The organism is Actimicrobium sp. GrIS 1.19 (assembly GCF_035984655.1).
Classification (GTDB): domain Bacteria; phylum Pseudomonadota; class Gammaproteobacteria; order Burkholderiales; family Burkholderiaceae_D; genus Actimicrobium.
The window spans coordinates 133,157-159,855 of the sequence record NZ_JAXCHT010000003.1 but is presented as its reverse complement, the minus strand read 5'-3'; the positions used below and the strand labels follow the sequence as shown (position 1 = coordinate 159,855).

Annotated in this window: 24 protein-coding genes and 1 other RNA gene; 16 read left to right on the top strand and 9 right to left on the bottom strand. The window is 62.9% G+C overall.

Going from position 1 to position 26,699, the window contains the following annotated elements; all coding sequences use genetic code 11:
- Position 1: 1 nt before the first annotated feature.
- Genes RCH09_RS03995 through RCH09_RS03975 form a run of 5 tightly spaced genes read right to left on the bottom strand, consistent with a single transcriptional unit; the run spans position 2 to position 5,737 of the window.
- Positions 2-1,588: a GspE/PulE family protein gene (locus RCH09_RS03995; protein ID WP_442784999.1), complete on the bottom strand. Its 1,587-nt coding sequence runs from the start codon at positions 1,586-1,588 to the stop codon at positions 2-4.
- A complete protein-coding gene (pilP, locus tag RCH09_RS03990) occupies positions 1,585-2,118 on the bottom strand; it encodes a type IV pilus biogenesis protein PilP (protein WP_326939754.1) in 534 nt (177 codons plus the stop codon). The genes RCH09_RS03995 and pilP overlap by 4 nt, the downstream gene beginning before the upstream one ends.
- Positions 2,108-3,394 (bottom strand): type 4b pilus protein PilO2, encoded by a 1,287-nt coding sequence (pilO2, locus tag RCH09_RS03985; protein ID WP_326939753.1) that lies wholly within the window; start codon positions 3,392-3,394, stop codon positions 2,108-2,110. The genes pilP and pilO2 overlap by 11 nt, the downstream gene beginning before the upstream one ends.
- Before the next feature lie 13 nt (positions 3,395-3,407).
- Positions 3,408-5,030 carry a PilN family type IVB pilus formation outer membrane protein gene (gene pilN / locus RCH09_RS03980; protein WP_326939752.1) on the bottom strand — a complete coding sequence of 541 codons (1,623 nt, stop codon included), beginning with the start codon at positions 5,028-5,030 and terminating at the stop codon, positions 3,408-3,410.
- Complete coding sequence (locus tag RCH09_RS03975) at positions 5,030-5,737, bottom strand: toxin co-regulated pilus biosynthesis Q family protein (protein WP_326939751.1); 708 nt, start codon at positions 5,735-5,737, stop codon at positions 5,030-5,032. The genes pilN and RCH09_RS03975 overlap by 1 nt, the downstream gene beginning before the upstream one ends.
- Positions 5,738-6,032: 295 nt before the next feature.
- On the opposite strand from RCH09_RS03975, the gene RCH09_RS03970 reads away from it, so the two are divergent.
- A complete protein-coding gene (locus RCH09_RS03970) occupies positions 6,033-7,292 on the top strand; it encodes a GGDEF domain-containing protein (protein ID WP_326939750.1) in 1,260 nt (419 codons plus the stop codon).
- A 58-nt stretch (positions 7,293-7,350) separates the two neighbouring features.
- Positions 7,351-8,106: a pyridoxine 5'-phosphate synthase gene (locus RCH09_RS03965; protein WP_326939749.1), complete on the top strand. Its 756-nt coding sequence runs from the start codon at positions 7,351-7,353 to the stop codon at positions 8,104-8,106.
- 48 nt (positions 8,107-8,154) lie between these two features.
- On the opposite strand, the gene RCH09_RS03960 is transcribed toward RCH09_RS03965, so the two are convergent.
- From RCH09_RS03960 to RCH09_RS03950, 3 genes are all read right to left on the bottom strand, one after another.
- Positions 8,155-8,724 carry a hypothetical protein gene (locus RCH09_RS03960; protein ID WP_326939748.1) on the bottom strand — a complete coding sequence of 190 codons (570 nt, stop codon included), beginning with the start codon at positions 8,722-8,724 and terminating at the stop codon, positions 8,155-8,157.
- Positions 8,725-8,973: 249 nt separating this feature from the next.
- Positions 8,974-9,447 carry a DUF4148 domain-containing protein gene (locus RCH09_RS03955; protein ID WP_326939747.1) on the bottom strand — a complete coding sequence of 158 codons (474 nt, stop codon included), beginning with the start codon at positions 9,445-9,447 and terminating at the stop codon, positions 8,974-8,976.
- A 282-nt stretch (positions 9,448-9,729) separates the two neighbouring features.
- A complete protein-coding gene (locus RCH09_RS03950) occupies positions 9,730-11,445 on the bottom strand; it encodes a thiamine pyrophosphate-binding protein (protein ID WP_326939746.1) in 1,716 nt (571 codons plus the stop codon).
- A gap of 74 nt (positions 11,446-11,519) precedes the next feature.
- On the opposite strand from RCH09_RS03950, the gene rnpB reads away from it, so the two are divergent.
- Together rnpB and RCH09_RS03940 are read left to right on the top strand one after the other, a co-directional pair.
- Positions 11,520-11,853, top strand: an RNA gene (gene rnpB, locus RCH09_RS03945) — RNase P RNA component class A.
- A gap of 21 nt (positions 11,854-11,874) precedes the next feature.
- Positions 11,875-12,021: a DUF3096 domain-containing protein gene (locus RCH09_RS03940; RefSeq protein ID WP_326939745.1), complete on the top strand. Its 147-nt coding sequence runs from the start codon at positions 11,875-11,877 to the stop codon at positions 12,019-12,021.
- A gap of 65 nt (positions 12,022-12,086) precedes the next feature.
- On the opposite strand, the gene RCH09_RS03935 is transcribed toward RCH09_RS03940, so the two are convergent.
- The gene (locus RCH09_RS03935) at positions 12,087-12,389 is read right to left on the bottom strand and encodes a DUF4148 domain-containing protein (protein ID WP_326939744.1); all 303 of its coding nucleotides are present in this window, start codon (positions 12,387-12,389) and stop codon (positions 12,087-12,089) included.
- Positions 12,390-13,026: 637 nt separating this feature from the next.
- Here RCH09_RS03935 and RCH09_RS03930 point away from each other — a divergent pair.
- The 12 genes from RCH09_RS03930 to RCH09_RS03875 are packed head-to-tail and all read left to right on the top strand — an operon-like array spanning position 13,027 to position 26,692.
- Positions 13,027-13,455, top strand: a complete 429-nt coding sequence (locus tag RCH09_RS03930; RefSeq protein ID WP_326939743.1) for a division/cell wall cluster transcriptional repressor MraZ — start codon at positions 13,027-13,029, stop codon at positions 13,453-13,455.
- Positions 13,456-13,461: 6 nt separating this feature from the next.
- A complete protein-coding gene (gene rsmH / locus RCH09_RS03925; protein WP_326939742.1) occupies positions 13,462-14,427 on the top strand; it encodes a 16S rRNA (cytosine(1402)-N(4))-methyltransferase RsmH in 966 nt (321 codons plus the stop codon).
- Positions 14,424-14,696, top strand: a complete 273-nt coding sequence (ftsL, locus tag RCH09_RS03920) for a cell division protein FtsL (protein WP_326939741.1) — start codon at positions 14,424-14,426, stop codon at positions 14,694-14,696. The genes rsmH and ftsL overlap by 4 nt, the downstream gene beginning before the upstream one ends.
- On the top strand, positions 14,693-16,474 hold the full coding sequence (locus tag RCH09_RS03915; RefSeq protein ID WP_326939740.1) for a peptidoglycan D,D-transpeptidase FtsI family protein: 1,782 nt from the start codon (positions 14,693-14,695) through the stop codon (positions 16,472-16,474). The genes ftsL and RCH09_RS03915 overlap by 4 nt, the downstream gene beginning before the upstream one ends.
- Positions 16,471-18,003: a UDP-N-acetylmuramoyl-L-alanyl-D-glutamate--2,6-diaminopimelate ligase gene (locus tag RCH09_RS03910; protein WP_326939739.1), complete on the top strand. Its 1,533-nt coding sequence runs from the start codon at positions 16,471-16,473 to the stop codon at positions 18,001-18,003. Before RCH09_RS03915 ends, RCH09_RS03910 begins: the two co-directional genes overlap by 4 nt.
- Positions 18,000-19,376 (top strand): UDP-N-acetylmuramoyl-tripeptide--D-alanyl-D-alanine ligase, encoded by a 1,377-nt coding sequence (locus tag RCH09_RS03905; protein ID WP_326939738.1) that lies wholly within the window; start codon positions 18,000-18,002, stop codon positions 19,374-19,376. The genes RCH09_RS03910 and RCH09_RS03905 overlap by 4 nt, the downstream gene beginning before the upstream one ends.
- A gap of 1 nt (position 19,377) precedes the next feature.
- Positions 19,378-20,547, top strand: coding sequence for a phospho-N-acetylmuramoyl-pentapeptide-transferase (gene mraY, locus RCH09_RS03900; protein ID WP_326939737.1), 1,170 nt, complete (start codon positions 19,378-19,380; stop codon positions 20,545-20,547).
- Positions 20,548-20,555: 8 nt separating this feature from the next.
- Complete coding sequence (murD, locus tag RCH09_RS03895; RefSeq protein ID WP_326939736.1) at positions 20,556-22,043, top strand: UDP-N-acetylmuramoyl-L-alanine--D-glutamate ligase; 1,488 nt, start codon at positions 20,556-20,558, stop codon at positions 22,041-22,043.
- Entirely contained in the window at positions 22,040-23,245 is a 1,206-nt protein-coding gene (gene ftsW, locus RCH09_RS03890) for a putative lipid II flippase FtsW (RefSeq protein ID WP_326939735.1), read from the top strand. The genes murD and ftsW overlap by 4 nt, the downstream gene beginning before the upstream one ends.
- Entirely contained in the window at positions 23,242-24,315 is a 1,074-nt protein-coding gene (gene murG / locus RCH09_RS03885; RefSeq protein ID WP_326939734.1) for an undecaprenyldiphospho-muramoylpentapeptide beta-N-acetylglucosaminyltransferase, read from the top strand. Before ftsW ends, murG begins: the two co-directional genes overlap by 4 nt.
- The gene (gene murC, locus RCH09_RS03880; protein WP_326939733.1) at positions 24,312-25,727 is read left to right on the top strand and encodes a UDP-N-acetylmuramate--L-alanine ligase; all 1,416 of its coding nucleotides are present in this window, start codon (positions 24,312-24,314) and stop codon (positions 25,725-25,727) included. The genes murG and murC overlap by 4 nt, the downstream gene beginning before the upstream one ends.
- Entirely contained in the window at positions 25,724-26,692 is a 969-nt protein-coding gene (locus RCH09_RS03875; protein ID WP_326939732.1) for a D-alanine--D-alanine ligase, read from the top strand. The genes murC and RCH09_RS03875 overlap by 4 nt, the downstream gene beginning before the upstream one ends.
- Positions 26,693-26,699 lie beyond the last annotated feature (7 nt).

Here is a 26,699-nt window from a genome sequence, read left to right as displayed (position 1 = left end):
GTCAGCTCTCCGGCCGCGCGGTGGGCGGCACGCTCACCAGATGACCGACGGTCTTCTCCGCCACGCGCGGATCGATCAGGCCGGCACCGACCTTGGCAATCGCGTGCTCGACGATGCTGCGCCCGCCCAGCTCGGTGTGCCACCAGGCCAGCGCGCCAATCTTGTCGCCGGCCCGCATCAAGGCGCAGAAACGCGCGTCGGGCACAATGACTTCGGCCAGCACGGTGCGGCCGATGGTGCCGTGACCGCCGCAGGCCTTGCAGCCGCTGCCGGTGAGGCACACCTGCTTGATGCGCGCACCGAGTGCCGTCTGCAAGCGTTGCATCAGCGCGGCGGACAGGTCGGCCGGATGTTCGCGCAGCGGCTGCTTGCAACCGGCGCAGAGCAGTTTGGCGAGGCGCTGGCTGATCAGTCCGGTCAGCACGGTGTGATCGGCCACCATCGCCAGCGGCAGCCCCAGATCCACCAGCCGGTCGATGATCGCGATGGCGCTGTTGGCATGGACGGTGGACCAGATCTGGTGTCCGGTCATGGCCGCGCGCAGTGCGCTCTGGGCTGACGCACCATCGCGAATCTCGCCGATCATGATGGTGTCCGGATCGAGCCGCATGGCGTTCGAAATGGCGGCCGAAAACAGGCGTGAACGTTCCGCTTCGGTGTTGGCGTTGGTGACGGCGGTTTGCACCGCACCGGGGATCGGATACTCCACCGGGTCTTCCACTGTCAGCACATGCAGCCTGCCATGCGACTCCAGCAGCTCGCCGGCCAGCACCCGCTGCAGCGTGGTCGACTTGCCGGAGCCGGTCGGGCCGCTGATGATGTTCATGCCGATCGGCTGGTCCTTCAAGCGCTGGATGCAGTCGGCGTGGGCGTCGGCGAATCCGAGCGGACGCAGATCGATGTGGTCGCCGGCGTCGTTGTACAACAGGCGCAGCACCATCAGGCTACCCTCGCTGGTGGGTGCGGTGGCGATGCGCACGCCGTACAACATGTCGGGCAATTTGTCGCGGTCGCCGATGCTGGCATCCTGCCGCTCGGTCGGCTTGTATGAGTTATCGGAGACGGTGGTCATGGCGCCATAGATTGTCGCCAGCAGGCGTTCGCCATACTCGCGCGTCTGGCCGCCGACCTTGACCAGATCGTTGTGGATGCGAAAGTAGAACTCGGTGCTCAGGCGGTTGACACGGATGTGGATGTCCGAGGCGCGGTCGCGGCAGCCCTTGGCCATCAGGTCCTTGGCGGTGACCTGCATCATGGTGTGGGTTTGGTGGCGCGCGCCGGCCTCGTTGCCGCCGCCCTGGTAGGCGCGACCGATCAGCTCGATCGAACAGTGCACCGGTGTGAACGACCGTTTCATGCGGTCGAGCCGGGCCCGGTACGACTGCACATGCGGATTGAGTTCCTGCCCGCTGGCGATCAGCAGGCGACCGTCCGACAGCAGGCACAGCAGCTTGCGTTCCTCGGCACTGGCTTCGAACACGCCGTCGGCGCTGAGCACGGTCAGCGACAGCATGTCGAGCGCAGTCAGCGCCGGTTCGGCCATCGGCGCGAGCAGGTCCTCGCCGGCTTGCCGGGCACGCATGTTCATTGCGCGCCCCCTTTGCCGGGCAGCTTCGGCACGGCCGGGTAGCCGCTCGGCGGCAGCGCCGGCAGGCTCAGGCTGGTTTGCACGCCGCCGGAGGCCGCCGACACCAGCGCGGCAGTACCGGGCGACAGTCTGACCCGCTGGCGCTTGTCGGCCGAGACAATCACTTCGTTGGCGCCGATCGACAGGACCCGCATGCCATTGGGCAGCAGGTCGCCGGTCTTGACGTCGATGCGGCTGCCATTTTCGAACTGCAGGGTGGCATACAGTCCGGCGCCGATGCCCTCGATCGACACGGTGGTCGGGTCGCCCGGTGCGCCGGGCCGGGCATTCTGATCCGCGCTGGTCTGGCGTGTGCTGAGCTCGGTTTGCAGCTGCAGGATCTTGACCCGGGTGGCGAGTTGCCGTTCCTGCGCCTTCAGCACCAGGGTCTCGGCCTCGATCCTGGTCAGGGCTTCGGCAGTCGATTCGGCGCGCGCGCCAAGGCACACCAGCAGCGCTGGCAGCAGCAACAGGATTGATCTATTTGACATACACCACTCCTTCAATGGACCACGCGCCCGAGCGCCAGCGAATCCGTTCGAGGCGCAGGCCGGGTTGGTCGATCAGATCGGCCGCCGCCAGCGGCGTGAGGGTCGCCAGATCGGCGTGCAGCATGTAGCTCTTCCATGCGGGCGGCGCCGGGACGGCTGCGGCGCCGGCGGGATTGGGGGCCGGCGGGCGCGTGGGCTGCACCGGTATGAGCTTCAAGGCCACGCCGAGCGGCTGGCTGAGTGCGTGTAACCGGCGCAGCATGTCGTCCGCCGGGAGCAGCACGTCGGCGCCGCGGGCACTCACCTTGAGCGCGACGAGATCGGTTGCATGGTTGCCGTCCGGGGCAATCTTTGCCGCGGGCACTTGTTCGTGCAGCCAGGCGATGTTGGCGTCGTTGCGCAGCCAGCTGAAACTGACCGTGTCGGGCTCGCACTGAAACAACTCGAGTTGCCAGCCGCCCGGGGTCATAGGTTGCTGGCGGGCCTGGCAGGCTCGCGCAAATTCCAGCGGCAGTGGTTTTGCCAGCCAGGGTTTCTGTGCCGGTGCGTTGGCATTGGTGGCCGCCAGGCGGGCGCGCGTCGCCTCCAGCGCACGCGCGCGTTCCTGCTCCTGCTGGCGTTGCTGATGCTGCCAGAGCCAGCCCGCGCCGGCCAGCAGGAGCAGCGCCGCTGCGCCGATCCCCGACCACCAGAGCGGCGGCAGGCGCCGCTGTACCGGGTGCAGCGTCGACCAGCGCCGCACAAAAAGTTGTCCGTTCTTGCGTTTTGGCAGCAGATCGTCGAGCGCCTTGGCACTGAAATTGTGGAAGCCATATTGTTCCAGTTCGGGGTCGCCGATAACCACATTCCAGCCGCCCAGCGCATAGTCGCCCTGCAGTCGGTCGAGTACGGCATCGCGGCTGCCGGCGAAGTCGCCGTTGGGCAGGAAGTTGGCATCACGCACCGCGCAATACGCCCACATGCCATCCGGCAGGCGCACCGCGCAGAGCCAATTGTGGGCCGGTTGTTGATGCCCGTCGTAATGGGCGCCCTCAAGCGCGACCGTTTTCGAAATCACCGCCGCCAGCGACTGCTGACCACGTCGCGCGCCATCCCTGGAATGCACATAGCCGGCTTGCGCCATTGCATGATCCTTGCGCAGCACCATCAGATCGGCATCGATTTTCAGCGCCAGTTGCACGGCTTCCTTCCACAGGTCGCGCGGGCGCGACAGCGATTGCCAGAACAGCCCGCAAACGAAGCGTGTCTTGCCGATCTGAACGGTATGGATGGACATGGCGGCGGTGCGTTCAGGAAGCCCGCAGTGCGACCGGGGTGATCAGAATCACGATCACCTCCTTGCTGCTGGAGGCGCCGAGCCTGCCACCGAGCAGCATGTTCGAGGGCGTGCCGGTGCCTTGCTGGGTCAGGTTGTCCTCGGTCTGTTCGAAGCCGCTGATGATCAGCGTCTCGTTGGATTTCATGGCGACGCGTTGCAGGAAATTGCGGGTGTCGAGCTCGGGCGACTCAATCGATGACGAACTGCTGGTGACAGTGCGCAACGCGCGCAGCGATGAAATATCGGTTGAGAATTGCAGCAGCACCGTCCCGTTGGCCAGCACATTGGGCAGGATCGTCATGTTGAAGCCGGACGTGATGACCCCCGGCGTCAGGGTGGTGGTGCTGCCGACATTGGCGGTCTGGGTGGTCTGCGACGATTTCAGGTAGCTGGTCTGCTTGGCCACCTGGACCGGCACGGGCTGATTGTTGAGGGTGACCACCGAGGCCGAGGTGTCGCGCCGCACCCGGCCCTGCTCGGCGAGCGCCTCGATCAGCAGCGAGGTGCCGGCCAGCTTGCTGCTGGCGGTGTCGAGAATCGCCGCCGACAGCGCGGCCGCACCGGCAACCGGAGTGAGCCTGTTGGCGACACCGTATTTGCGCGACAGCGACTGGTACACCAGGTCCCACTGGATGCCGTAGTTATCGCCGCGCGTCAGGGTCACGGCCAGCACCGTCACGTTGACCATGACCTGGCGCGCCAGAGCCTGGTTTTCGCGCTCGATGAACTGCGCAATGCGTTCCAGATTGTCCGGCGTTTCCGTTACCGTGATCGAGCCGGTGGCAGGCGAGGCGACCACCTTGCCGTCTGACGACAGCATGATGCCGATGGCCTTTTCCATGCTGGAGTACACCGACAGTTGTGATTTGACGGCGATGTTCTGGCTGTTGTTGGCATTCAAGGTGGTGCCGGTGCTGTCGCCCTGGCTGCTGCCGGAACTCGCGCCGCTGGCAACCGTCGCGCTGAGCGCTGAATCGCCGGGCACGGCGGCAATTTGAAAGGTGCGCGACTCGGTGTGGAAAAACTGGATCACGCCGTTGGCATATTTCCACGAGACGCCGAAGCGTGCGGCGGCGGTGTCGAGCAAACCTTTCAGGGTGCCGCCGGAAAAGTCGATTCGCACCGGCGAGGCCGTAGTCTGGCTCGTGTTGCCCGATGTCGACCCCGGCAGCGGCAGCATCGGCACGGTCGATGCGCCGGCGCTGATGGCCGTTTTTTGTCCCGACGAGGTCGCGTCGCGCGCCACCTTGGTGGGCAAGCCGGAACGCAGGGTGATGCGCTCGGCAAATTCTGCCAACGAATTGACCGACCGCTCAAAGGTGGCCGGCTGGCTGAAAATCGCCGGCAGTGGCGCCTGGCTCGGACGTGGTTGGCCACGGCCCAGCCAGATGCCGGGATCGTGCTGCACCAATGTCGTGGCGGGCGCCGTTCGATCGCGCTTGCCGGTGTCGCGCGCAAGTTGCGAGGCGCGGGTTTCGGCGGCGCTGGTGCGCTCGATCATGCCACTTTGCATGCTGCTGCATGCCCCCAGCAGTGCCAGCGTAACTGCGATCAGGGCGCTGCCGGCGGCGCGGCGCACACGTGAAGCCTGCATCATGGGGCTCCCTTGGCGACGATGCGCAATACCCGGTTGCCATCGTAAAAAATGGCTGTCACCGGCGTCTCGCCCGACTGCAGACTCTGCATGACGGCCGTCACCGCATCCTCGAATGAGCCGTCGACGCTGGCGGCCGCTTCCACCGAAAAATCCTGCGGCAATTCCCACACCATCTGCCAGCCGGCGGCCATGGCCCAGCGCGCCAATGTGTTCTGGACGGTCCTGTCAGTGGCCGCGGTGGCCCACGTCCTGAACGGATTGGCGGGCGGCGTGACCGGCACGCTGGCTTGCTGCGCAGCAGGCTCGGCGAGGCTGGCGAACGATTGCGCAGGGCTGACCCGCAATGCCAATCCACCATCTGCAAGTGGCGCCAGCGGGGCAATGAACAGATGCTTGCCCTCGACGCGCCAGGAAAGGTGAAACTGCGCGGCCAGCTGATCGAGCAATTGTTGGGGGTGCATGTCGAACCGGGCGGTGACGCGGGCCTCGATCCCGGGCGCAACGTGCAGTTGCAAATGCTCGTCCTGTGCGAGATGCTTGAACACGGTTTGCAACCGATAGTTTTTTGCATGATAGGTAAAGCGCGGCTGCAGCCAGTTGATTTCGGCGCCTGCCGCAGCCGGGCGCGGCAGCAGGGACAGAATTGCCCCAAGCGCGATGAGGAACAACATGTTCGTGCAGCGCTGCGGTGACCGGAAAGACATGAGGATTCCTTCGAACACAGTTTTGCGCCGCCGTGCGCGCATCTGATGACAGGGATTCTTACTGATAGTCGCTGCCTGTCGCTACTTTTAGTTTATTCTTGCTCCATGTAAATTACAAACGTTTCCTTCACGCTGTATATCGTTGTGATGCCGTTGTACCGAAACCCCGACCCGCCCATGCCGGCGCCAGCGCGTGACGACATGCCAGCAGCCTTGCAGTAGGTGGTCGCAGGGGTAGGCAATGGTTCCAAAAACAGGGGGCCATCAGGCCGTTATCAAGGCAAAGGAGCAGGCAATGGCGGGATCGATTGTTGGCATGTCGACCATGTACCTGATTCACGGCAATGCACTGCTGCTGCGCGACACGGCATTGCAGTTGCGGCTGCTCGGCTACCCGGTGACCACGCTGGCCAGCCTGTCCGAACTGGCGCTGCAGGAGCGACCGCAAAACCCGGCCGTCGTGCTACTCGATCTCGGCAAAGACATTGCCGGCGCACAAACGGCGGCGCAACTGCAGCAGTTGCGCGCCGCAGGTACCTTTGGACTGATCGTCCTGTCATCGCGTGGCAATTTCGAATCCCGCCTGGCCGCGGTTCGGGCCGGCGCCGATGCTTATCTTGTCCGGCCATTTGATCCGGTCATGCTGACCGAAAAAATCGACGAGCTGTTGCGGCGCGAAGCCCGTCCACCGTGGCGCGTGTTGTACGTGAGCGCCAGCGCCGACCGCGCCGACGCATTGCGGGCGGGCGGCATCGAGCTGACGTTCCTGCAGCGACCGGCGGAATTGTTCAATCTGCTCGATCAGCAGAGTACGGATTTGATCCTGATCGATTTATCGCTTCCCGAGTGCAGTGATCTCGACCTGATTCGACTGATCCGCCAGGAGCCGGGGCTGATGGAAATTCCGATCCTGCTGCTGGCGCGCGAGGGCGCCGCCGACCGCCGCCGCGAGGGGTTGGCCGCCGGTGCGGACGATGTGCTGCAGGACACAACCGGCACGGCGGATCTGATCGCAGCGATCGATAGCCGGGCCGAGCGTTCGCGCGCCTTGCGCGGACTGATTTCGCGCGACAGCCTGACCGGGTTGTACAACCACGCTGCGATCAAGGAACATCTGGCGCGCGAGGTGTCGCTCATCGAGCGCCATGCCGCGCCGTTGTCGCTGGCAATGATCGATCTGGATTTTTTCAAGAAGGTCAATGACACGTACGGCCACCCGGTCGGTGACCAGGTCATCCGCGCGCTGGCCCGCCTGCTGCAACAACGCTTGCGGCGCGGCGATATCATCGGACGCTATGGCGGCGAGGAGTTCGTGGTGCTGCTGCCGGCCACGACGCAAAAGCACGCCACGGAGGTGTTGGCCGATATCGGCAAGGCGTTCGCACAACTGCACCATCAAAGCGACGCCGGCGAGTTTGTGGCCACTTTTTCCGCAGGCGTGGCGGAAGCGCACGGACATCCGGATGGCGACGCCATGTTGCGCAGCGCCGATGCGGCACTGTATCTCGCCAAGCACGCCGGTCGCAATTGCGTCATCGCCGCAGCGCCAGTGTGAGACACACTGTTACCCTGTCGACATGCCGTCGTTTTTTCGCTGAGGGGAGTATCACACCATGACCAAGCTGTCCGTCAACATCAACAAGATTGCCTTGCTGCGTAATTCGCGCGGGCGCAATTATCCGGACGTGTGCGCGTTCGCCGAGCGCTGCCTGCAGTTGGGCGCCGACGGCATCACGCTGCACCCGCGTCCTGACCAACGGCATGCGCGCTATTCGGATGTCACCGAATTGCTCGCGGTGACCGCCGCGCACGGACGTGAACTCAACGTCGAGGGCAATCCGACGGCGGAGTTTCTGGACGTCGTGCTGCGCGCGCGACCGGCCCAATGCACGCTGGTGCCTGACAGCCCGGACCAGTTGACCTCCGATCACGGCTGGGATCTGGTGCGGGATGCGGCAGCGCTGCGGCCGGTTCTTGCGCGGCTGCGCGACGCCGGCATCCGGAGCAGTCTGTTCATCGATGTCGAGAACCCGCACCTGGCACAGGCCAGGGAGCTTGGCGCCGATCGCGTCGAGCTGTACACCGAGCCCTTTGCCGAAACCTTCGGCAGCGAACGCTCGCCGGCGGTACTCGCCGCATTTCGTCGCGCCGTCGGCAGGGCGACGGACGCAGGCCTGGGCGTGAACGCCGGCCATGACCTGAATCTGGACAACCTGGCGGATTTCCTGACGCTGCCGGACATTCTGGAAGTCTCGATCGGGCACGCCTTGATCGTCGAAAGCATCGATATGGGTTTGCCCGCAGTGCTGGCGGGCTATGCCGCCATCATTGCCGCGGCGCGCGCTGCGGCACCGGCGTCCGGTCGATAGCGCTTCGCAACCAGGGTGCGCCGCAGGGCGGATGCCGACGCGGAAAAGTCAGCGCTGCATCGCCTGCAGCAGGATCAGAAGCCGGGCGTGGATGCGTCGGCCATTGGCGCGGTGCATGAGGTATGGCAGCGCCCGCGCAAGGTCCCGGTTCGCGCGTGTGCCGAGGTGGTCGGCATCCGGCTGGCGGGATTCTTCCACCTGATCGATCGGGGCGTTGGGTTTCGTTGAGTAGGATTGACGCAATGCCGACGCGATATGGTCGGGCGTGCGCACATGCACGACATGATCCTGCTCGGTGCTCAGCGTGACGGTTTTGCTGCGCCTTGCGGCCGCACTGGTGCGCGGAAATTGTCGCAGCAATCGGGACGGCACAACAACCAGTCGGCTGCGGCTCCTGTCGGTCGGGCTTTGGGCTGTGGCGGCTTCATTGGCCGCTTGCGATCGCGCAGCATCAACGTCATCGCGCGCAGGACTGAGCGGCAAACTGCGCAACACGCGCGCCAGGCCAGCGCGCGAACTCCTGTCGATGGCGCGACGCAGCTCGCGTTGCTCGCTCTCGGAGCGGAACTGGTTCGTCGGCGACAACGGCAGCAGGCGCCGCACTGGTTGTACTCGCAAGCCGGTCCCTGAAAACCGCAACGCGGTCAATAACGACAAGCCATTCCTGTTGACGGCGGAAATACGCATGGATAAAACGTCTCAATCGATGGCACAGAGATAGCGCGCTGGTGGATAACCCTGTTTGGTGGCGCTCCGCAGTGGCCTCGTTCCATCACCATGGACGAAAAAAACCCGCACGGCATCGAAATGCGGGTGCGGGCTGTATTGCACTGAGGTCGCTATGCAGCGACCGTCGTGTCAGGCAGCTTACTTGGCTGCAGCGGCTTCTTCAGCGGCTTTGGCTTTGGCGGCTTTCTTGGCTGCCGACTTGCGGGTCACAACTGGTTTTGGCACATCGACTTCGTCGCCTTTGGCCAATTGACCAGCCTTGTTGGCTGCTTTGGCTTCGGCTTTCACCTCGGCGCGGGTTTTGCCGTCAGCCGTGGCTGCAGGTGCTGGAACCGGAGCAATGTCGCCACCCTTGAGTTCGCCAGCCTTGGCAGCTGCTTTCGTGTCGGCCTTGACATCGGCGCGGGCTTTGCCACTACCGGCTGGTGCAACAGGAGCGGCTACAGGAGCAACATCGCCACCTTTGAGTTCGCCAGCCTTGGCAGCTGCTTTGGTTTCAGCTTTCACGTCAGCACGTGACTTGGGAGCATCGGCAGCAGGAGCAGCGGTCTGCGCGAAGGCCGACAGCGTAACGATTTGAACGAGGGCTAACAGCAGCAGGGCTTTTTTCATCTTGATTCTCCGATTAGAGCGATTGAACAAACAAAGGGGTAAGAAAATAGTGCTATCGCAGCCTACACAACTGACAAACAAACCACAATGACAGTGTTGTCAAAATAGGAGTTGACTGCGCTGCATTTGAAGAACCTGTCAAGGCAAAACCGGCATGCTGAAACCAGAATGGCTGCCAGGGTTTTTACAGGAGTTGTTCAAACGCCTCGTCGGGATAATCCGTTGACACCCCAATTGATTTGGGAAGCAGGTCGCCGCGCAACGGCCGCGCCGGCGCACCCGTCACTCGCCAGCATCGGCTTGTGCAATGCGGCGAATTGCTCCCAAAGTGGTTGATGGGGAGATGAGATCGCCGTCATAGCGCAACTCGATGAGTGCCGGCCCTGCGTGGCTGGCCATGTGGGCCCGGGCGCGCGCCAGTGCGCCCGGGAACTGCCCGGTTTCTTCGACCATTTCGCCGAACGCCCCATAGGCGCGCGCCAGCGCGGCGAAGTCGGGATTGTGCAATTCCGTGCCGGATATCCGCGCCGGGTAGTGGCGTTCCTGATGCATCCGGATGGTCCCGAACATGCTGTTGTTGAAGATGATGAAGAGCACCTGCGCGCCATATTGCACTGCGGTAGCGAGCTCCTGGCCGTTCATCATGAAATCGCCATCCCCGGCCAGAGTCAGTACGCTGCGCGGCCGGTTTTCGTGATTTGCCAGCAGCGCCGCGGCCACGCCGGCGGGAACGCCGTAGCCCATCGCCCCGGAAGTGGGTGCCAATTGCGTGCGCAGGCCGGCGCTGCGTTCGCCGTATTGCCAGAATCGGTGACCCCATGAGGCAAAGTTTCCGGCGCCATTTGTCAGGACCGTGTCGCGCGGCAGTGTGGTGCGCAAGCTACGCATGACCTGCCATAAATTCAGCTTTACTGCAGGATCGGCGCATACAGCCGGCTCCGTCTGCCAATCGAGAAAGGCGCGATGGCCGCTGGCGGTCTGTTCGGTCCAGCGGATGCTTTCTTGCAGGTCCAGCCCGGCCAATGCCGCGCACATTTCCGCCATGCCGCTATTGATCAACAAGTCGGCCTGGTAGACCCGTCCCAGTTCCTCGACGCCAGCGTGGACATGAATCAAGCGCTGATGCGGGCGCGGCGCGCTTAACAGTGCGTACCCGCCGGTAGTCATTTCACCCAGTCGCGGACCGAGCGCCAGAATCAGGTCGGCGTCACGGACGCGCTGTGCCAGTTGTGGATTGATGCCAATACCGACATCGCCAACGTAATTCGGGTGGCAATTATCGAACAGATCCTGGAAGCGGAATGCGCATGCCACCGGCAGATGATTGCGTTCGGCAAAGCGTTGCAGGTCGGCGCAGGCAGAACTGCTCCAGCCACCGCCACCGAGCAGTATCAACGGTCGCTGTGCCTGTTCGAACAGGGCGCGCAATGACGCCGTCTGTGCCGGCGAAGGCGCCGCTTGCACTGGCTGGTAGCGCGCCACGTCGCCGACCGTTGCGAGTGAGGTCAACATGTCTTCGGGCAGGGCGAGGACGACCGGACCGGGACGTCCGCTGGTAGCCGTCTGAAAAGCACGGGCGACGTACTCCGGGATCCGTTCGGCGCGGTCGATTTGCGCGACCCATTTGACCATCGGCCCGAACATGCGCCGATAGTCGATTTCCTGAAAAGCCTCGCGCTCGACGAAATCGCCGCCCACCTGGCCAATGAACAGGATCATCGGGGTCGAATCCTGCATCGCGGTATGGATCCCGATCGACGCATTGGTCGCGCCCGGGCCGCGGGTGACAAAGCAGATCCCGGGCTTGCCGGTCAGTTTTCCATAGGCCTCCGCCATGAAAGCGGCGCCGCCTTCCTGCCGGTTTGTAATAAAGCGGATGGGTGCGTCATGCAACGCATCAAGCACGGCCAGATAACTTTCGCCGGGGACCCCGAATACCAGGTCGACGCCTTGAATTTGTAGTGTATCGACCAGAATCTGACCACCCGAACGTGTCATTGTCTTCCTCGTTGCATTTGCATGAAAAGCATCAAGTTACCAGAAACACCTGGGCGCAAGATACAATGCGCGCTGAAGCAAGCCAGACAGTCGCTGGTCTGCCCCAGGATTTCGATCTTGGTGCGGGCGGGAGGAAGGTCCGGACTCCATAGAGCAGGGTGACGGTTAATGGCCGTCCGCCGTGAGGCGAGGAACAGGGCCACAGAGACGAGCGTATTAAGTTACGGTGAAACGCGGTAACCTCCACCCGGAGCAATTTCAAATAGGCACGCGTTGATGTGGCTCGCGGAGCGTGCGGGTAGAAAGCTTGAGCCGTGGAGTAATTCACGGCCTAGAGGAATGGCTGTCATAGCAAACGGGTTCGCCCGGGCGTCGTAACAGAATCCGGCCTATCGGCTTGCTTCATTTTAATTTCGGATCGAAACCACCATGAATATTCATCTCGCGCTGGCCCCTGTCGTGTCCCTGGTAGCAGGCGTATTGATTCTGGTCATGCCAAAGCTGCTCAATCTGATTGTTGCGCTATATCTGATTGTCATCGGCTTGATCGGATTGTTTGGGGTCGGTCACTTCTGATTCAAACGCAGTCGCCCATAAAAAAACGCCACATGATGTGGCGTTTTTTTATGGGCGAACAACAATCAGCTGCCGATCGGGCGATTCGTATCCGACTTCTGGTTTTTGGCTGACTCGATTGCTTCCTTGCGAACTTCACTGCGGTCACGGGTGCTCTTGGTAGCGACGGCCGGGAGGTCCGATGCGCTCAGATCACCATGGGCCAGCATCGATTGCTGATTGGCACGCAGGACTTCGGCCTTGACTTCAGCGCGGGTTTTCGACGACTTGAAATTGTCGGCTTCGGTGAACGGCATCAGGTCAGCAGCGAAGACAGCGCCAGTGGCGGAAATCAGGGCGATAGCGGCGAAAAGTTGTTTGATATTCATTGTGAATCTCCAAAAAGTTAGTGGGATGGTTCCGGGCTCGTCGGTTCGGGCATTGCTGCAGCCCGTTGGGTCCTGCCTCGGTGAGTCGCACTGTTTTTGCCGTGTGCTCATCGATGAAGCGAAGTTTATACCCCGCATTGCGCGCAAAAAAGACGAAAAATCGCAAGGTACTGTTTCGAAATTAGAAATAATCCACGAGACCATCCCGCCGTATGACGACGCGCATTGGCTTTGAGCAGAAGACGGAATGTGAGTTTCGCGTGCCCCGGGGCGCGGCTCAGGAGGGGTGCCGGGCCTGCTTTGCGTCGGCGCGACGGGCGGGAAAAATAGTTTTTGCACCAAAGACCGCGTCAAACACATGTGTATAGCTCAGGCGCTACTTTCACTATCTCTCATAAGTCCCTAATTTTGCAGGGATATGCGTTTACAGATTGCGTTAATGAAACACGCTAAGTCATTGACTTTATTGGAAAAATCCCTGTTTCGTTGCCTTGATATTACTTGACCGCAAATTCGGCATCCTCTAAAGTGGGTGCCAGTGTGAAAAAGTGTATTTTTGTGGGGCGAAAAGTGTGTTCATCGCAATGCATCAATCACAACAGCCAGATAAAAAGCAGTAACCAAGGGGAAATTCAGGGTGTTTACAGGGGAGTCAGCATTAAATCTCGATGCGAAAGGCCGGATGACCATTCCGGCCAAGCACCGTGACGCGTTGGCGTTGCAGTGCGAAGGTCGCGTCACGCTGACCCGGCATCCAGACGGCAACCTGCTGTTCTTCCCTCGCCCAGTGTGGGAATCCCTGCGTGAAAAAATCGCGGCCTGGCCGATGTCGGCGCGCGCCTGGCAACGCATCTATCTTGGAAGCGCCGCTGATATCGAGATGGATTCGGCCGGCCGCATCCTGATTTCGCCAGAATTGCGCGCCGCCGCCGGGATCGGCCGCGACGTGCGCCTGATCGGCATGGGTAGCCATTTCGACATCTGGGACGGGGGCCGATTGCAAGAGCACGAAGCCCAGGCGTTGGCGGCCGGCATTCCGGATGTCCTGCGCGATCTTTCTTTCTGACGCGCCGTGAGTACCTCGCAAGTGGTGCCAGAGTTCCAGCACCGCACCGTCATGCTGGAGGAAGCAGTCGCAGGATTGTTGCTTGACGGCGCGCGTGCGGATGGCGTGTATGTCGACGGCACCTTTGGCCGCGGCGGGCACAGCCGGCTGATCCTGGAAAAGCTTGGCGCCAAAGGGCGACTCATCGCATTCGACAAGGACCCGCAGGCAATCGCTGCCGCGCAGCAGATCGTTGATCCGCGTTTTCTGATTGTGCACGACAGTTTTGCAACCATGGAGTCGGCGCTGGCAGCGCAGGGAGTCGGTCTAGTTGATGGTGTTTTGCTTGATCTTGGGATTTCGTCGCCACAAGTGGACGACGCGGCGCGCGGTTTCAGTTTCCGTGCCGATGGGCCGCTCGACATGCGCATGGATACGACCAGGGGTATTTCCGCAGCACAGTGGCTGGCTTCCGAAACCGAAGAAAACATCGAGAAAGTGATACGCAATTATGGGGAAGAACGGTTTGCTTTTCAGATTGCAAAGGCGATTGTTGCTGGCCGGGCAGTCGAGCCAATTTCAAGCACACGACAGCTTGCCGCGATCGTGGCACATGCAGTCAAAACCCGCGAAAAAGGCAAGGACCCGGCAACTCGTACCTTTCAGGCTGTCCGGATTTTCATCAATCAGGAGCTTGAAGAACTCGAAATAGGCTTGCAGCAGGCGTATGCCCGGCTGGCGCCGCAGGGGAGATTGGCAGTGATCAGTTTTCATTCGCTGGAAGACCGCATCGTCAAGCGCTTCATGGCGTCCAAGGCAAAGGTGGCGCAGCCAGACCGTCGCCTGCCGATTCGCGCGATTGATTTGCCGCAACCTGAAATGATCCTGATCTCCAAAGCCAAGCCCTCCGCCGAAGAAATTGCCGCCAACCCGCGCGCCCGTTCCGCGGTCATGCGCGTGGCGCAGCGCCTGCCCGATGCGGGGGCGCGATGAGCGGCCGGTTGAACCTGTTCTTCACCACGTTGCTGGTGCTGTGCGCACTGTCGCTCGTCAATGCGCAATATCAGGCGCGCCAATTGTTCATCGAGCTGGAGCGTTCGCAATCGCTGGCCCGGCAGCTCGATATCGACTGGGCCCAGCTGCAGCTCGACCAATCCACGCTGGGCAAGCATGCCCGCATCGAAACCAGCGCCAAGCGCGACCTCAACATGGTCCCACTGACGCCCGCACGGATTCAATACCTGACTGTGGACGCCAAATGATGCGGCGCCAACCTCGCAACTCCGCCGCCGGGGCGCGCATTGCCGCCTCGAAAGGCGTGCCGTTCTCGACCAGTCCGGTACTGGCGCTGAAGCTGTCGGTATGGCGTTCGCGGATTGTGTTGTTCGTGCTCTTCGCCGCGTTCGTCGCCCTGGCGGGCCGCGCGCTGTGGCTGCAGGGAATCTCGACCGAATTCCTGCAGAAGCAGGGCGAATCGCGCTATGCGCGCACCCTCGAACTGCCTGCGACCCGCGGCAAGATCACCGACCGTAACGGTCAGGTGCTGGCGTCATCGATGCCGGTCAAGGCAATCTGGGCGATTCCGGATGATGTGCAGGAAGCGCCCAAGGCCAAGTTGCATGAGTTGGCCCAACTGCTCGACATGAGCGACGCCGACCTGCATCACAAGCTGGATTCCGACCGCAATTTTGTCTATTTGAAACGCCAGGTCGAAAAAGAGACGTCGGACCGGATTGCCGCGCTGAATATTGCCGGCATCGAAACGCGCAAGGAATACAAGCGTTTCTATCCCGAAGGCGACGTGATGGCGCACGTGGTCGGTTTTACCAATGTCGAGGACGCTGGCCAGGATGGCATGGAACTGTCGTCGCAAAAGAATCTCGCCGGCACCGTCGGCAGCCGGCGCGTGATCAAGGACCGGTTGGGGCGCATTGTCGAGGATATTGGCGCGATCCGCGAGCCGCATGACGGCCACGATCTGACCCTGTCGATCGACAGCAAGATCCAGTACATCGCCTACACCCAGTTGAAGGAAGCGGTCGAGAAATCGAAAGCCAAGGCCGGCGGGATCGTGGTGCTCGATGTGCAAACCGGCGAGGTGCTGGCGCTGGTCAATCTGCCGACCTACAATCCAAACAACCGGCAGATTCTGACCGGCGCGCAGTTGCGCAATCGCGTCCTGACTGACACCTTCGAGCCGGGCTCGACGCTCAAGCCATTCACGGTCGCGCTGGCGCTGGATACGAATCGCGTCAAACCGACTTCCACCTTCCAGACTTCGCCCGGAAAAATGACGATCGGTACGGCCACCATTGGCGATTCGCATGCGCACGGCTTGCTGACCGTCGAGCAGATCATCCAGAAGTCATCGAATATCGGCACCGCAAAGATCGCGCTGCAAATGCCGGCACAGGAAATGTGGGAAATGTTCACGACGGTCGGTTTCGGCCAGCAACCAAAGATTGGTTTTCCCGGCGCGGTGGCCGGGCGGGTGCGCTCGTTCAAGACCTGGCGTCCGATCGAGCAGGCCACGATGAGTTACGGGCACGGCATCTCTGTTTCGCTGATTCAGCTGGCGCGGGCGTACACGATCTTTGCGCGCAACGGCGACTTGATTCCACTCTCGTTTTCCAAGGTGAGCCAGCCACCCGTCGGGCAGCGCGTCATCAGCGAGAAAACAGCGCTGGAAATGCGCGCCATGCTTGAAACCGTGGTCAGTCCGGAGGGCACCGCGCCAAAAGCCCAGGTGCCTGGTTATCGGGTCGGCGGGAAGACTGGTACTGCACTGAAGGTGGTGGCCGGACGCTATGTCAACAAGTACGTGGCGTCGTTCGTCGGCTTCGCGCCGGCCTCGAATCCGCGCATCATCATCGCAGTCATGGTGGACGAACCGACCGCGTACGGCCATTTTGGCGGCGATGTCGCCGCGCCGGTGTTTGCATCGGTCACTGCCAATGTGTTGCGGGCGATGAATGTGGCGCCGGATTCGACTGTGACCAATATCGTGATTCCTGACAATCCGCTGCAGGAGAGCCTGTGAAGATCTCGCCCGCCGACATCGTTGACTGGCTGCGCCAATGCGCGCCGGGGGCCGAGCTGACATCGGATTCGCGCGCAGTGAATGCAGGTGATGCATTCCTCGCCTATCCGGGCGACTTTGCCGACGGCCGCCGGTTCATTGACGACGCCGTCGCGCGCGGCGCGGCAGCGGTGGTGGTCGAGAGTGTTGATTTCCAGAGGCCGGGCACACCGGCGGTACCGAATCTGGCGGTGCCCAATCTGAAGCAGCAAGCCGGGCTGGTCGCTGCGCAGTGGTATGGCATGCCGGCGGCGGATCTGTTTACCATCGCCGTGACCGGCACCAATGGCAAGACCTCATGCACCCAATGGCTGGCAGCGGCGCTGTCGCGCCTGGGCGACCCGGCCGCGGTGATCGGCACGCTCGGCACGGGCCTGTACCGCCGCGGCGTTGCGGATGCATTGGCCGAAACCGGCTACACCACCCCTGACGCAGTGCTGTTGCAGCGCCGCCTGCGCGATCTGCGCACCGAAGGGGCGACCGCGCTGGCGATCGAGGCTTCGTCGATCGGGCTCGACCAGGGTCGCCTCAACGGACTGCCGGTGCAGGTCGCCGTCTTCACCAACCTGACCCGCGACCACCTTGACTATCACGGTGACATGGCGACCTATGAAGCCACCAAGATCGCGTTGTTCGACTGGCCGGGACTGCAGGCCGCCATCATCAACCTGGACGATCCGATGGGGCTGCGGTTGCTGGCGCGCTTGCAACAGGCCAGGCCGACCGTCGCCGTGACCGGGTATACGCTCAACGATGCGCTCACCGATGTTGCACTGCCGGCGACCAGCGTGCTGCGCGCCAGCGACATCCGCACCAGCCACATCGGTACCAGCTTCCAGCTGGCGACCGAGGCGGGCAGCATGCTGGTCAAAACCCGCCTGGTCGGAAATTTCAATGTCAGCAATGTGCTGGCAATCATCGGTGCGCTGCTGGCCAAGGGCCTGGCGTTGCGCGCCATCATTGATGCGGTCGAAGCGTTGACGGCGGTGCCCGGCCGGATGCAACAATTCGGCGGCCAGGATGCACCGCTGGTCGTCATCGACTACGCCCACACCCCAGATGCACTCGAAAAAACCCTGGCGGCGCTGCGTGCAGTGGCGTCGCAGCGCGGCGGCAAGCTCTGGTGCGTATTCGGTTGCGGCGGCGATCGCGATCCCGGCAAGCGACCCCAGATGGGTGCCGTCGCCATGGGTGCCGACGACGTCATCGTCACCAGCGACAATCCGCGCAGCGAACTGCCGGCCGACATCATTGCGCAGATCCTGGCTGGTGTGGAGGCCAGCCACACCGTGCCGCTGGTCATCGAGGACCGCGCGGCGGCGATCCTGTGGGCCGTGCGTCATGCCGGCAAGGCCGATGTGATCCTGCTGGCCGGCAAGGGACACGAGAGTTATCAGGAGATTCGTGGCAAGAAATTGCCCTTCCTTGACGCCGACCACGCAGCCATTGCACTGGCCACGCGAGCCACCACCAAAGGCGCCAATTCATGAAGTCTTCCCTGTTCGATTTGCAGCCATGGATCGGCGGCGCCAGCGCTACCGGCGATGCCGAATTCGAGGGCGTCTCCACCGACACCCGCAGCGCCCCGGCCGGCAGCCTGTTCGTGGCACTGCGCGGCGAACGCTACGACGCCCATGATTTCCTCGGCGGCCTGGCCGCGCGTGGCGTCGCTGCGGTGGTGGTCGATCATCTGCCGGCCGACCTGACCTTGCCCGCCTTGCTGGTGCCGGATACACGCATTGCACTGGGCGCGATTGCACGCCACTGGCGCCGGCAGTTTTCGCTGCCGGTGATCGGCGTCACCGGCAGCAATGGCAAGACCACCGTCAAGGAAATGCTGGCGGCGATCCTGAACGCCGCAGTCGGCCCCGAGCATTGCCTGGCCACGCGCGGCAATCTGAACAACGACATTGGGGTGCCGCTGACCGTGTTGCGCCTGACTGCTGAGACGCGGGCGGCGGTCATCGAACTGGGCATGAATCATCCGGGCGAGATTGCGCAACTGGCAGCAATCGCGCAACCGACGCTGGGGCTGGTCAACAATGCCCAGCGCGAGCATCAGGAATTCATGGTCAGCGTCGAAGCCGTCGCGCGCGAAAATGGCGCGGTCATCAGCAGTCTGCCGGCCAACGGCATCGCGGTGTTCCCGTCCGACGATCCGTTCACGCCGCTGTGGCGCGAGTTCGCCAGTGCGGTCGGGCAGCGCAAGATCATGACCTTCGGTTTGACGCACGGCGCCGACGTCACCTGTACCCATCAGAACAATGGCTTTGGCAGCGATCTGCAGGTGCGCGCCGGCAGCCACGAATTCGATGTACAGATTTCCGCCGCCGGCCAGCACAATGTCCGCAATGCCCTGGCTGCGATTGCCTGCGCCGTCGCCATCGGCATCAGCCCGGATGCCATCGTGCGCGGCCTGGCCGCATTCGCACCGGTGGGTGGACGCCTGCAGCGCAAGCGCGCCGCCAATGGCGCGCAGCTGATCGACGACACCTACAACGCCAACCCCGACTCGGTGCGTGCCGCCATCGATGTGCTGGCCGCCACGCCGGCGCCGCGCCTGCTGGTGCTGGGCGACATGGGCGAAGTCGGCAACGATGGCCGCAAATACCACGAAGAAGTCGGCGCCTATGCGCGCGGCCGCGGCATCGAGCAACTCTTCACGCTGGGCGACCTGGCCCAGCACAGCGGCAACGCATTTGGCGCCCAGGCCCACCATTTCAACGATTTCGACGCGCTCACGCAGGCCGTCACGACTGCCGCAACCCCCGCTTCAACCGTGCTGGTGAAAGGCTCGCGTTCCATGAAAATGGAACGTCTGGTGCATCACCTGATCGGTCAACCTGTACAGGAATCGCACTGACATGCTGCTCTGGCTCGCCCAATATTTTCAACAAGACGTCGGCCCATTGCGTGTCTTCAACTTCATCACGTTCCGTGCCACGTTCGCGACCTTGACGGCGCTGGCGATCGGCCTGATTTGCGGGCCCGCCGTGATCCGCATGCTGGCGCATCTGAAGGTCGGCCAGTCGGTGCGCCAGGATGGCCCGCAGTCACACCTGATCAAGAGCGGCACGCCCACCATGGGTGGATTGCTGATCCTGATTTCAATCGGCGTCTCGACGCTGCTCTGGGCTGATCTGAGCAACCGCTTTATCTGGCCAGTGCTGGTGGTGACGCTGGGTTTCGGAGCGATCGGCTGGGTCGATGATTACCGCAAGGTGGTCTACAAGGACCCGAACGGCATGTCGTCGCGCGAAAAATATTTCTGGCAATCGGTGATTGGCATCTCCGCGGCGCTGTACCTGGCCTTTTCGGTGTCAGCGCCCAGCACGTCGAAATTTCTGGAGCTGTTCGTCGCCTGGATCCAGTCCGGATTCGCGCTCGACCTGCCGCCGAAGGCCGATCTGATCGTGCCGTTTTTCAAGACCGTCACGTATCCGCTCGGCGTCTGGGGCTTCATCGCGCTGACCTATTTCGTGATCGTCGGCACCAGCAACGCGGTGAATCTGACTGATGGCCTCGACGGCCTGGCGATCATGCCGACGGTAATGGTGGGCACCGCGCTGGGTATCTTTGCCTATCTGACCGGCAATGCCGCCTATTCCCGCTATCTGTTCATCCCGCACATTCCGGGTGCCGGCGAGCTGTTGATTTTTTGTGGCGCGATGGCTGGCGCGGGACTGGCCTTCCTTTGGTACAACGCCCACCCCGCGCAGGTTTTCATGGGCGACGTCGGCGCACTGGCACTGGGGGGTGCGCTGGGCACCGTTGCCGTGATCGTGCGCCAGGAGATCGTGTTGTTCATCATGGGTGGCATCTTCGTGGTCGAAACGCTGTCAGTGATGGTGCAGGTGCTGTACTTCAAGTACACCAAAAAGCGTTTCGGGGTGGGCCGGCGGGTCTTGCTGATGGCCCCGCTGCATCACCATTTCGAGCAAAAGGGCTGGAAAGAAACCCAGGTCGTCGTGCGTTTCTGGATCATCACGATGATTCTGGTGCTGTTCGGTTTGTCGACATTGAAGTTACGGTAAGCGAGGCGATGGATTACACAGGCAAACAGGTACTGGTGCTTGGACTCGGCGAGTCCGGACTGGCAATGGCGTTGTGGCTGGCACAGTGCGGCGCGACCGTGCGCGTGGCCGACACACGCGCCGCGCCAGAGCGCCTGACCGTCTTGCGCGCCGCGCTGCCTGATGTCACGTTCCATGCCGGAGCCTTTTCCGCCGAGCTGCTGGACCAGATCGATGTCGTGGCGGTGAGTCCCGGTCTGGCGCCGCAGCGCGAGCTGGCCGCGATCCTGCCGGCAGCGGCCGAACGGGCCATTCCGGTGTGGGGCGAAATTGAACTGTTCGCGCAAGCGCTGGCGGCATTGCGCACGCAGACCGGCTACGCGCCGAACGTGCTCGCCATTACTGGCACCAATGGCAAGACCACCGTCACCAGCCTGGTCGGCCTGCTGTGCGAACGCGCCGGCATGACGGTGCAGGTCGCCGGCAACATCAGCCCGGCCGCGCTGGATGTTCTGCGCAATGCGCTGGCAGCCGCCGCGCTGCCGCAAGTCTGGGTGCTGGAGTTATCGAGCTTTCAGTTGCACACCACGCACAGCCTGCAGGCCGATGCCGCGACCGTGCTCAATGTCACGCAAGACCATCTCGACTGGCACGGCGATTTCGCCGCCTATGCCGCCGACAAGGCGCGCATCTTCGGGCCGAACACGATCCGCGTACTGAACCGCGACGATGCCCTGGTGATGGCGATGGCCTCGCCGCTGGCGCCGCTGGTCACCTTCGGCAGTGATGAGGCGGCCACGCCGGATTCGTTCGGCCTGATCAATGACAATGGCATGCAGTGGCTGGCGCAGGCTGTCGCGGCGGATGAGCCCGAGAAAAAGCGCAGCAAAAAACATCCCGGCGAAGCAGTCGCAGTCAGCACCAACCGTCTGATGCCATCCGACGCACTGAAAATCCGTGGCCAGCATAATGCCGTCAATACCCTGGCCGCGCTGGCACTGTGCCGCGCCATCGGTCTGCCGCTGGCGCCGTTGCTGCACGGTTTGCGTGATTACCACGGTGAGCCGCATCGGGTCGAGTTAATCGCGACCATCGGTGAGGTGGCGTGGTACGACGACAGCAAGGGCACCAATGTCGGCGCCACCGTGGCCGCCTTGAAGGGACTTGGTCAGGAACTGCATGGCAAGCTGGTGCTGATCGCCGGTGGCGAAGGCAAGGGACAGGATTTCAGTCCGCTGGCCGCGCCGGTGGCGCGTCATGTCCGTACGGTCCTGTTGATCGGCAAGGATGCCGCAGTGCTGCGCGCGGCGCTCGACGGCGATGTCGCGCTGATCGATTGCGACTCGCTCGAACAGGCGGTCGAGCGCGCGGCAGCCATTGCACAACCGGGCGATGCGGTGCTGCTGTCGCCCGCCTGCGCCAGTTTTGACATGTTCACCAGCTACGTGCACCGCGCCGCTGTGTTCGGCGACGCGGTGCGTGAGCTTGCCCTGGCGCGCGGCGAGGTGGTCGCATGAAATTCGCCCTGCCATTGTTCGGTGCTGACAGTACCCCGCCAGCGCGTGCGCAGACGCAGCGCTCGACCATGATGGAATACGACCAGCCACTGGTCTGGGTGGTGCTGTTGCTGATGCTGTTTGGCATGGTGATGGTGTATTCGGCGTCGATCTCGCTGCCGGACTCGCCCAAATACGCGCACTATAAAAACGCCCATTTCCTGATCCGCCAGGCCAGCTTCATCGCGATCTCGTTGTTTGCCGGCTTGCTGGCCTTCCGCGTGCGCATCGAGACGTGGCAGCGCTGGGCACCGTATCTGTTCGTCGGTACGCTGATCCTGTTGCTGCTGGTGCTGATCCCGGGTATCGGCAAAGGCGTCAACGGCGCCAAGCGCTGGTTGTCGTTCAAGGTCTTCAACCTGCAACCGTCCGAATTGATGAAACTGTTCGTGGTGCTGTATGCAGCCGACTACACCGTGCGCAAGCAGCAGTTCATGCACAAGCTGACCAAGGGTTTCCTGCCGATGGCCGCAGCAGTCGGCTGTGTCGGCCTGCTGCTGCTGCTCGAGCCCGATCTGGGCGCCTTCGGCGTGATCGTCTGCATCGCGATGGGCATCCTGTTCTTGGGCGGTATCAACGGGATCTGGTTCGGCGGTATCGGCGCCACGCTGGTGGCAACCTTCAGTCTGGTGATCATGCTGTCGCCATGGCGACGGGAACGGATCTTTGCCTATCTGAATCCGTGGACCGAAGAAAACTCCCTCGGCAAGGCGTATCAGCTGTCGCATTCGCTGATCGCCTTCGGGCGCGGCGAACTGTTCGGTGTCGGCCTCGGCGGCAGTGTCGAAAAGCTGCACTATCTGCCGGAAGCGCATACCGACTTCCTGCTGGCGGTGATTGGCGAGGAACTCGGTTTTGTCGGCGTGCTGGTGGTGGTGGTGATGTTCTACTGGCTCGTCAAGCGGTCGTTCGACATCGGCCGCCAGGCGATTGCCATCGACCTGACCTTCGCGGGATTGACCGCCAAGGGCATCGGCATCTGGATCGGGGTCCAGGCCTTCATCAACATGGGTGTCAATCTCGGTCTGCTGCCAACCAAGGGCCTGACGCTGCCGCTGATGAGTTATGGCGGCTCCGGCGTGCTGATCAACTGCGTCGGCCTGGCCATCCTGCTGCGCATCGATTACGAAAACCGCCTGCGCATGCGCGGAGGCCGGGTATGAAGAAGCTGATGATCATGGCCGCCGGCACTGGCGGGCACATCTTCCCCGGACTGGCGATCGCGGCTACGATGCGCGCGCGCGGCTGGCAGGTCAGCTGGCTCGGCACCGAGCACGGCATGGAGCGCGAGCTGGTGCCGCAACACGGCATCGAGATGGACAAGATTGCCTTCGGCGGCTTGCGCGGCAAGGGCTGGCAACACACCGTACGCGGCGCTTGGCAACTGGTGGCGAGTTTTGCCACCTGCCTGCGCATTCTGGCGCGCCGCAAGCCCGACGTGGTGCTCGGCATGGGCGGCTACGTGACGGTGCCGGGCGGTTTGATGGCGCGCCTGCGCGGCGTGCCGCTGGTTTTGCAGAATGCCGACGCAGCGCTCCTGCTGTCGAACAAGACGCTGGCGCCGTTCGCGCAACGCGTCCTGTTCGGCTTTCCGGCCGACTTCGGGCGAGCCGCCGGCAAGGCGGTCGTCACCGGCAATCCGGTGCGCGCCGAAATCCTGCAGCTGCCGCTGCCCGCCGTGCGCTATGCCGGGCGCAGCGGCGTCCTGCAACTGCTGGTCGTGGGCGGCAGTCTCGGCGCAAAAGTCTTGAACGAAGCGCTGCCCGCGGCGCTGGCGTTGATCCCGCTGGAGCAGCGTCCGCAGGTGACGCATCAATCCGGCAAGCAGCACATTGCAGCACTGCAGGCGGCGTATGCCCGGCTTGGCGTCGTAGCAGAAGTGCTCGCCTTCATCGACGACATGCCGCGCCGCTACGCCGCGGCCGATCTGGTGATCTGCCGCGCCGGTGCGATCACGCTGTCGGAGCTGACCGCCGCCGGTGTCGCCAGCATACTGGTGCCGCTGCTGGCCTCGACCACCACGCATCAGCGTGACAACGCGCGCTGGATGGCCAACCAGCAGGCAGCGATCCATTTGCCGCAAAGCGAGTTGAGCGCCGACAAGCTGGCCCAATTATTCCTGACCATCACCCGTGCGCGCTGCGCCACGATGGCCCAGGCAGCGTATGACAACGGACGGCGCGAGGCCAACGAGGCCATCGCACGCATCCTTGAACAAGTGGCAACCGCATGAAACATAAAGTCAAACACATTCATTTCGTCGGCATCGGCGGCAGCGGCATGAGCGGCATTGCCGAAGTGTTGCTCAACCTCGGCTACACGATTTCCGGCTCCGACCTCGGCAGCAATACCGCGACGCGGCGGCTGGTCGACCTCGGTGCCACCGTCATGCTCGGTCACGCCGCCGGCAACCTCGGCGGAGCCGATGCCATCGTCACGTCGACCGCTGTCAAGGAAGACAATCCGGAGGTCGTCGCCGCGCGCGAGCGGCACCTTCCGGTGGTGCCGCGCGCAGTCATGCTGGCCGAACTGATGCGCCTGAAGCGTGGCATTGCGATCGCCGGCACGCACGGCAAGACCACCACCACCAGTCTGGTGGCGAGCGTGCTGGCCGAGGGCGGACTCGATCCCACCTTCGTCATCGGCGGGCGTCTCACCAGCGCCGGTGCGAATGCCAAGCTCGGCGCCGGCGATTTCATCGTGGCCGAGGCCGACGAATCCGACGCCTCGTTCCTGAATCTGTCGCCGGTGATCGAAGTCATCACCAACATCGACGCCGACCACATGGAAACCTACGGGCATGATTTCGGCAAGCTCAAGCAGGCCTTCGTCGAGTTCACCCAGCGCCTGCCGTTTTATGGCGTGGCGGTGCTGTGCATCGACGACGCCAACGTGCGCGAAATCATGCCGCAGGTGTCCAAGCCGATCGTCACCTATGGCTTTCATGCCGATGCCGACGTGCGCGCCATCGATGCCATGGCGGTCGACACGCACATGCATTTCACCGTGGTGCAGCGCGGCTATCCTGACATGCCGGTGCGCCTGAACCAGCCCGGCATGCACAACATCCAGAATGCCTGCGCGGCAATTGCGATCGCGCGCGAGTTGAGCGTGGCCGATACGGCGACCCAGAAGGCGCTGGCCGAATTCAACGGGGTCGGACGGCGTTTCACGCGCTATGGCGAACTTGCCATTGCTGGCGTCGATGGCAAGCCGGGCGGCACGTACGCGCTGGTCGACGACTACGGCCATCATCCGGTCGAAACTGCGGCGACGCTGTCGGCCGCGCGCGGCGCCTACCCGGGGCGCCGGCTGGTGTTGGCGTTCCAGCCGCACCGCTTCACCCGCACCCGCGATCTGTTCGAGGACTTCGTGCGGGTGCTCTCGAGTACCGACGCGCTGGTGCTGGCCGAGGTGTATGCGGCCGGCGAGCAGCCGATCATTGCCGCTGACGGGCGCGCGCTGGCACATGCCTTGCGCGTGGCCGGCAAGGTGGAGCCGGTATTTGTCGAGCAGATCGCCGACATGCCGGACACGATTTTGAACATCATCAGGGACGGCGACGTGGTCATCACCATGGGCGCCGGGTCGATTAATGGCGTGCCGGCAAAACTGGTCCAGCGCAGCAAACAGGAAACACCATGAACACAGCGAACAATCCGCAGCAATTCGGCAAGGTCGGCGTCTTGATGGGAGGCCGTTCGGCCGAACGTGAGGTCTCGCTCATGTCCGGCAACGGCGTACTGGCCGCGCTGAAAAGCAGAGGCATTGATGCGCACGCCTTCGATCCGGCCGAACGGTCGCTGGCCGAACTGGCCGCCGAAAAATTCGACCGGGTCTTCATCGCATTGCATGGCCGCTTCGGTGAAGACGGCACCATGCAGGGCGCGCTGGAACAGCTTGGCGTGCCTTACACCGGCTCCGGCGTGATGGCGTCGGCGATTGCGATGGACAAGGTCATGACCAAGCGCATCTGGCTCAGCCACGATCTGCCAACGCCGCGTTTCCTGGTGCTGGATGTGGATACGCCGGACGACGTGTTGCAGGACGTGCCGGACGAACTCGGTTTGCCGCTGATGCTGAAGGCGCCGCATGAAGGCTCGACGCTGGGCATCAGCAAGGTCAATGACGCTGCCGACATGCATGCCGGATTCGCCCTGTGCGCCACCTATGACCGCGTCGTGCTGGCCGAGGAATTCATCACCGGCCGTGAAGTCACGGTGCCGGTGCTGGGTTCAGGCCATCACGCACGGGCCTTGCCGATTGTCGAGATCCGCGCCCCGGACGGCAACTACGATTACCAGCACAAGTACTTCAGCGACGACACCCAATACCTGTGCCCGGCGCCGCTCGATGCCGCGCTGACATTGCATCTGCAGGACATCGCCGTGCGTGCCTTCAACGCCATCGGCTGCTCCGGCTGGGCCCGCGTCGACATCATGTTGCGCGCCGACGATGACGCGCCGTTTCTACTGGAGATCAACACCTCGCCCGGCATGACCGGTCATTCGCTGGTGCCGATGGCGGGCAAGGCCGAGGGCATGGCGTATGAAGACCTGTGCATCGCCATTCTCAACACAGCGCGGCTGCACGCCGTCATCACCCCTTAACCCGGAG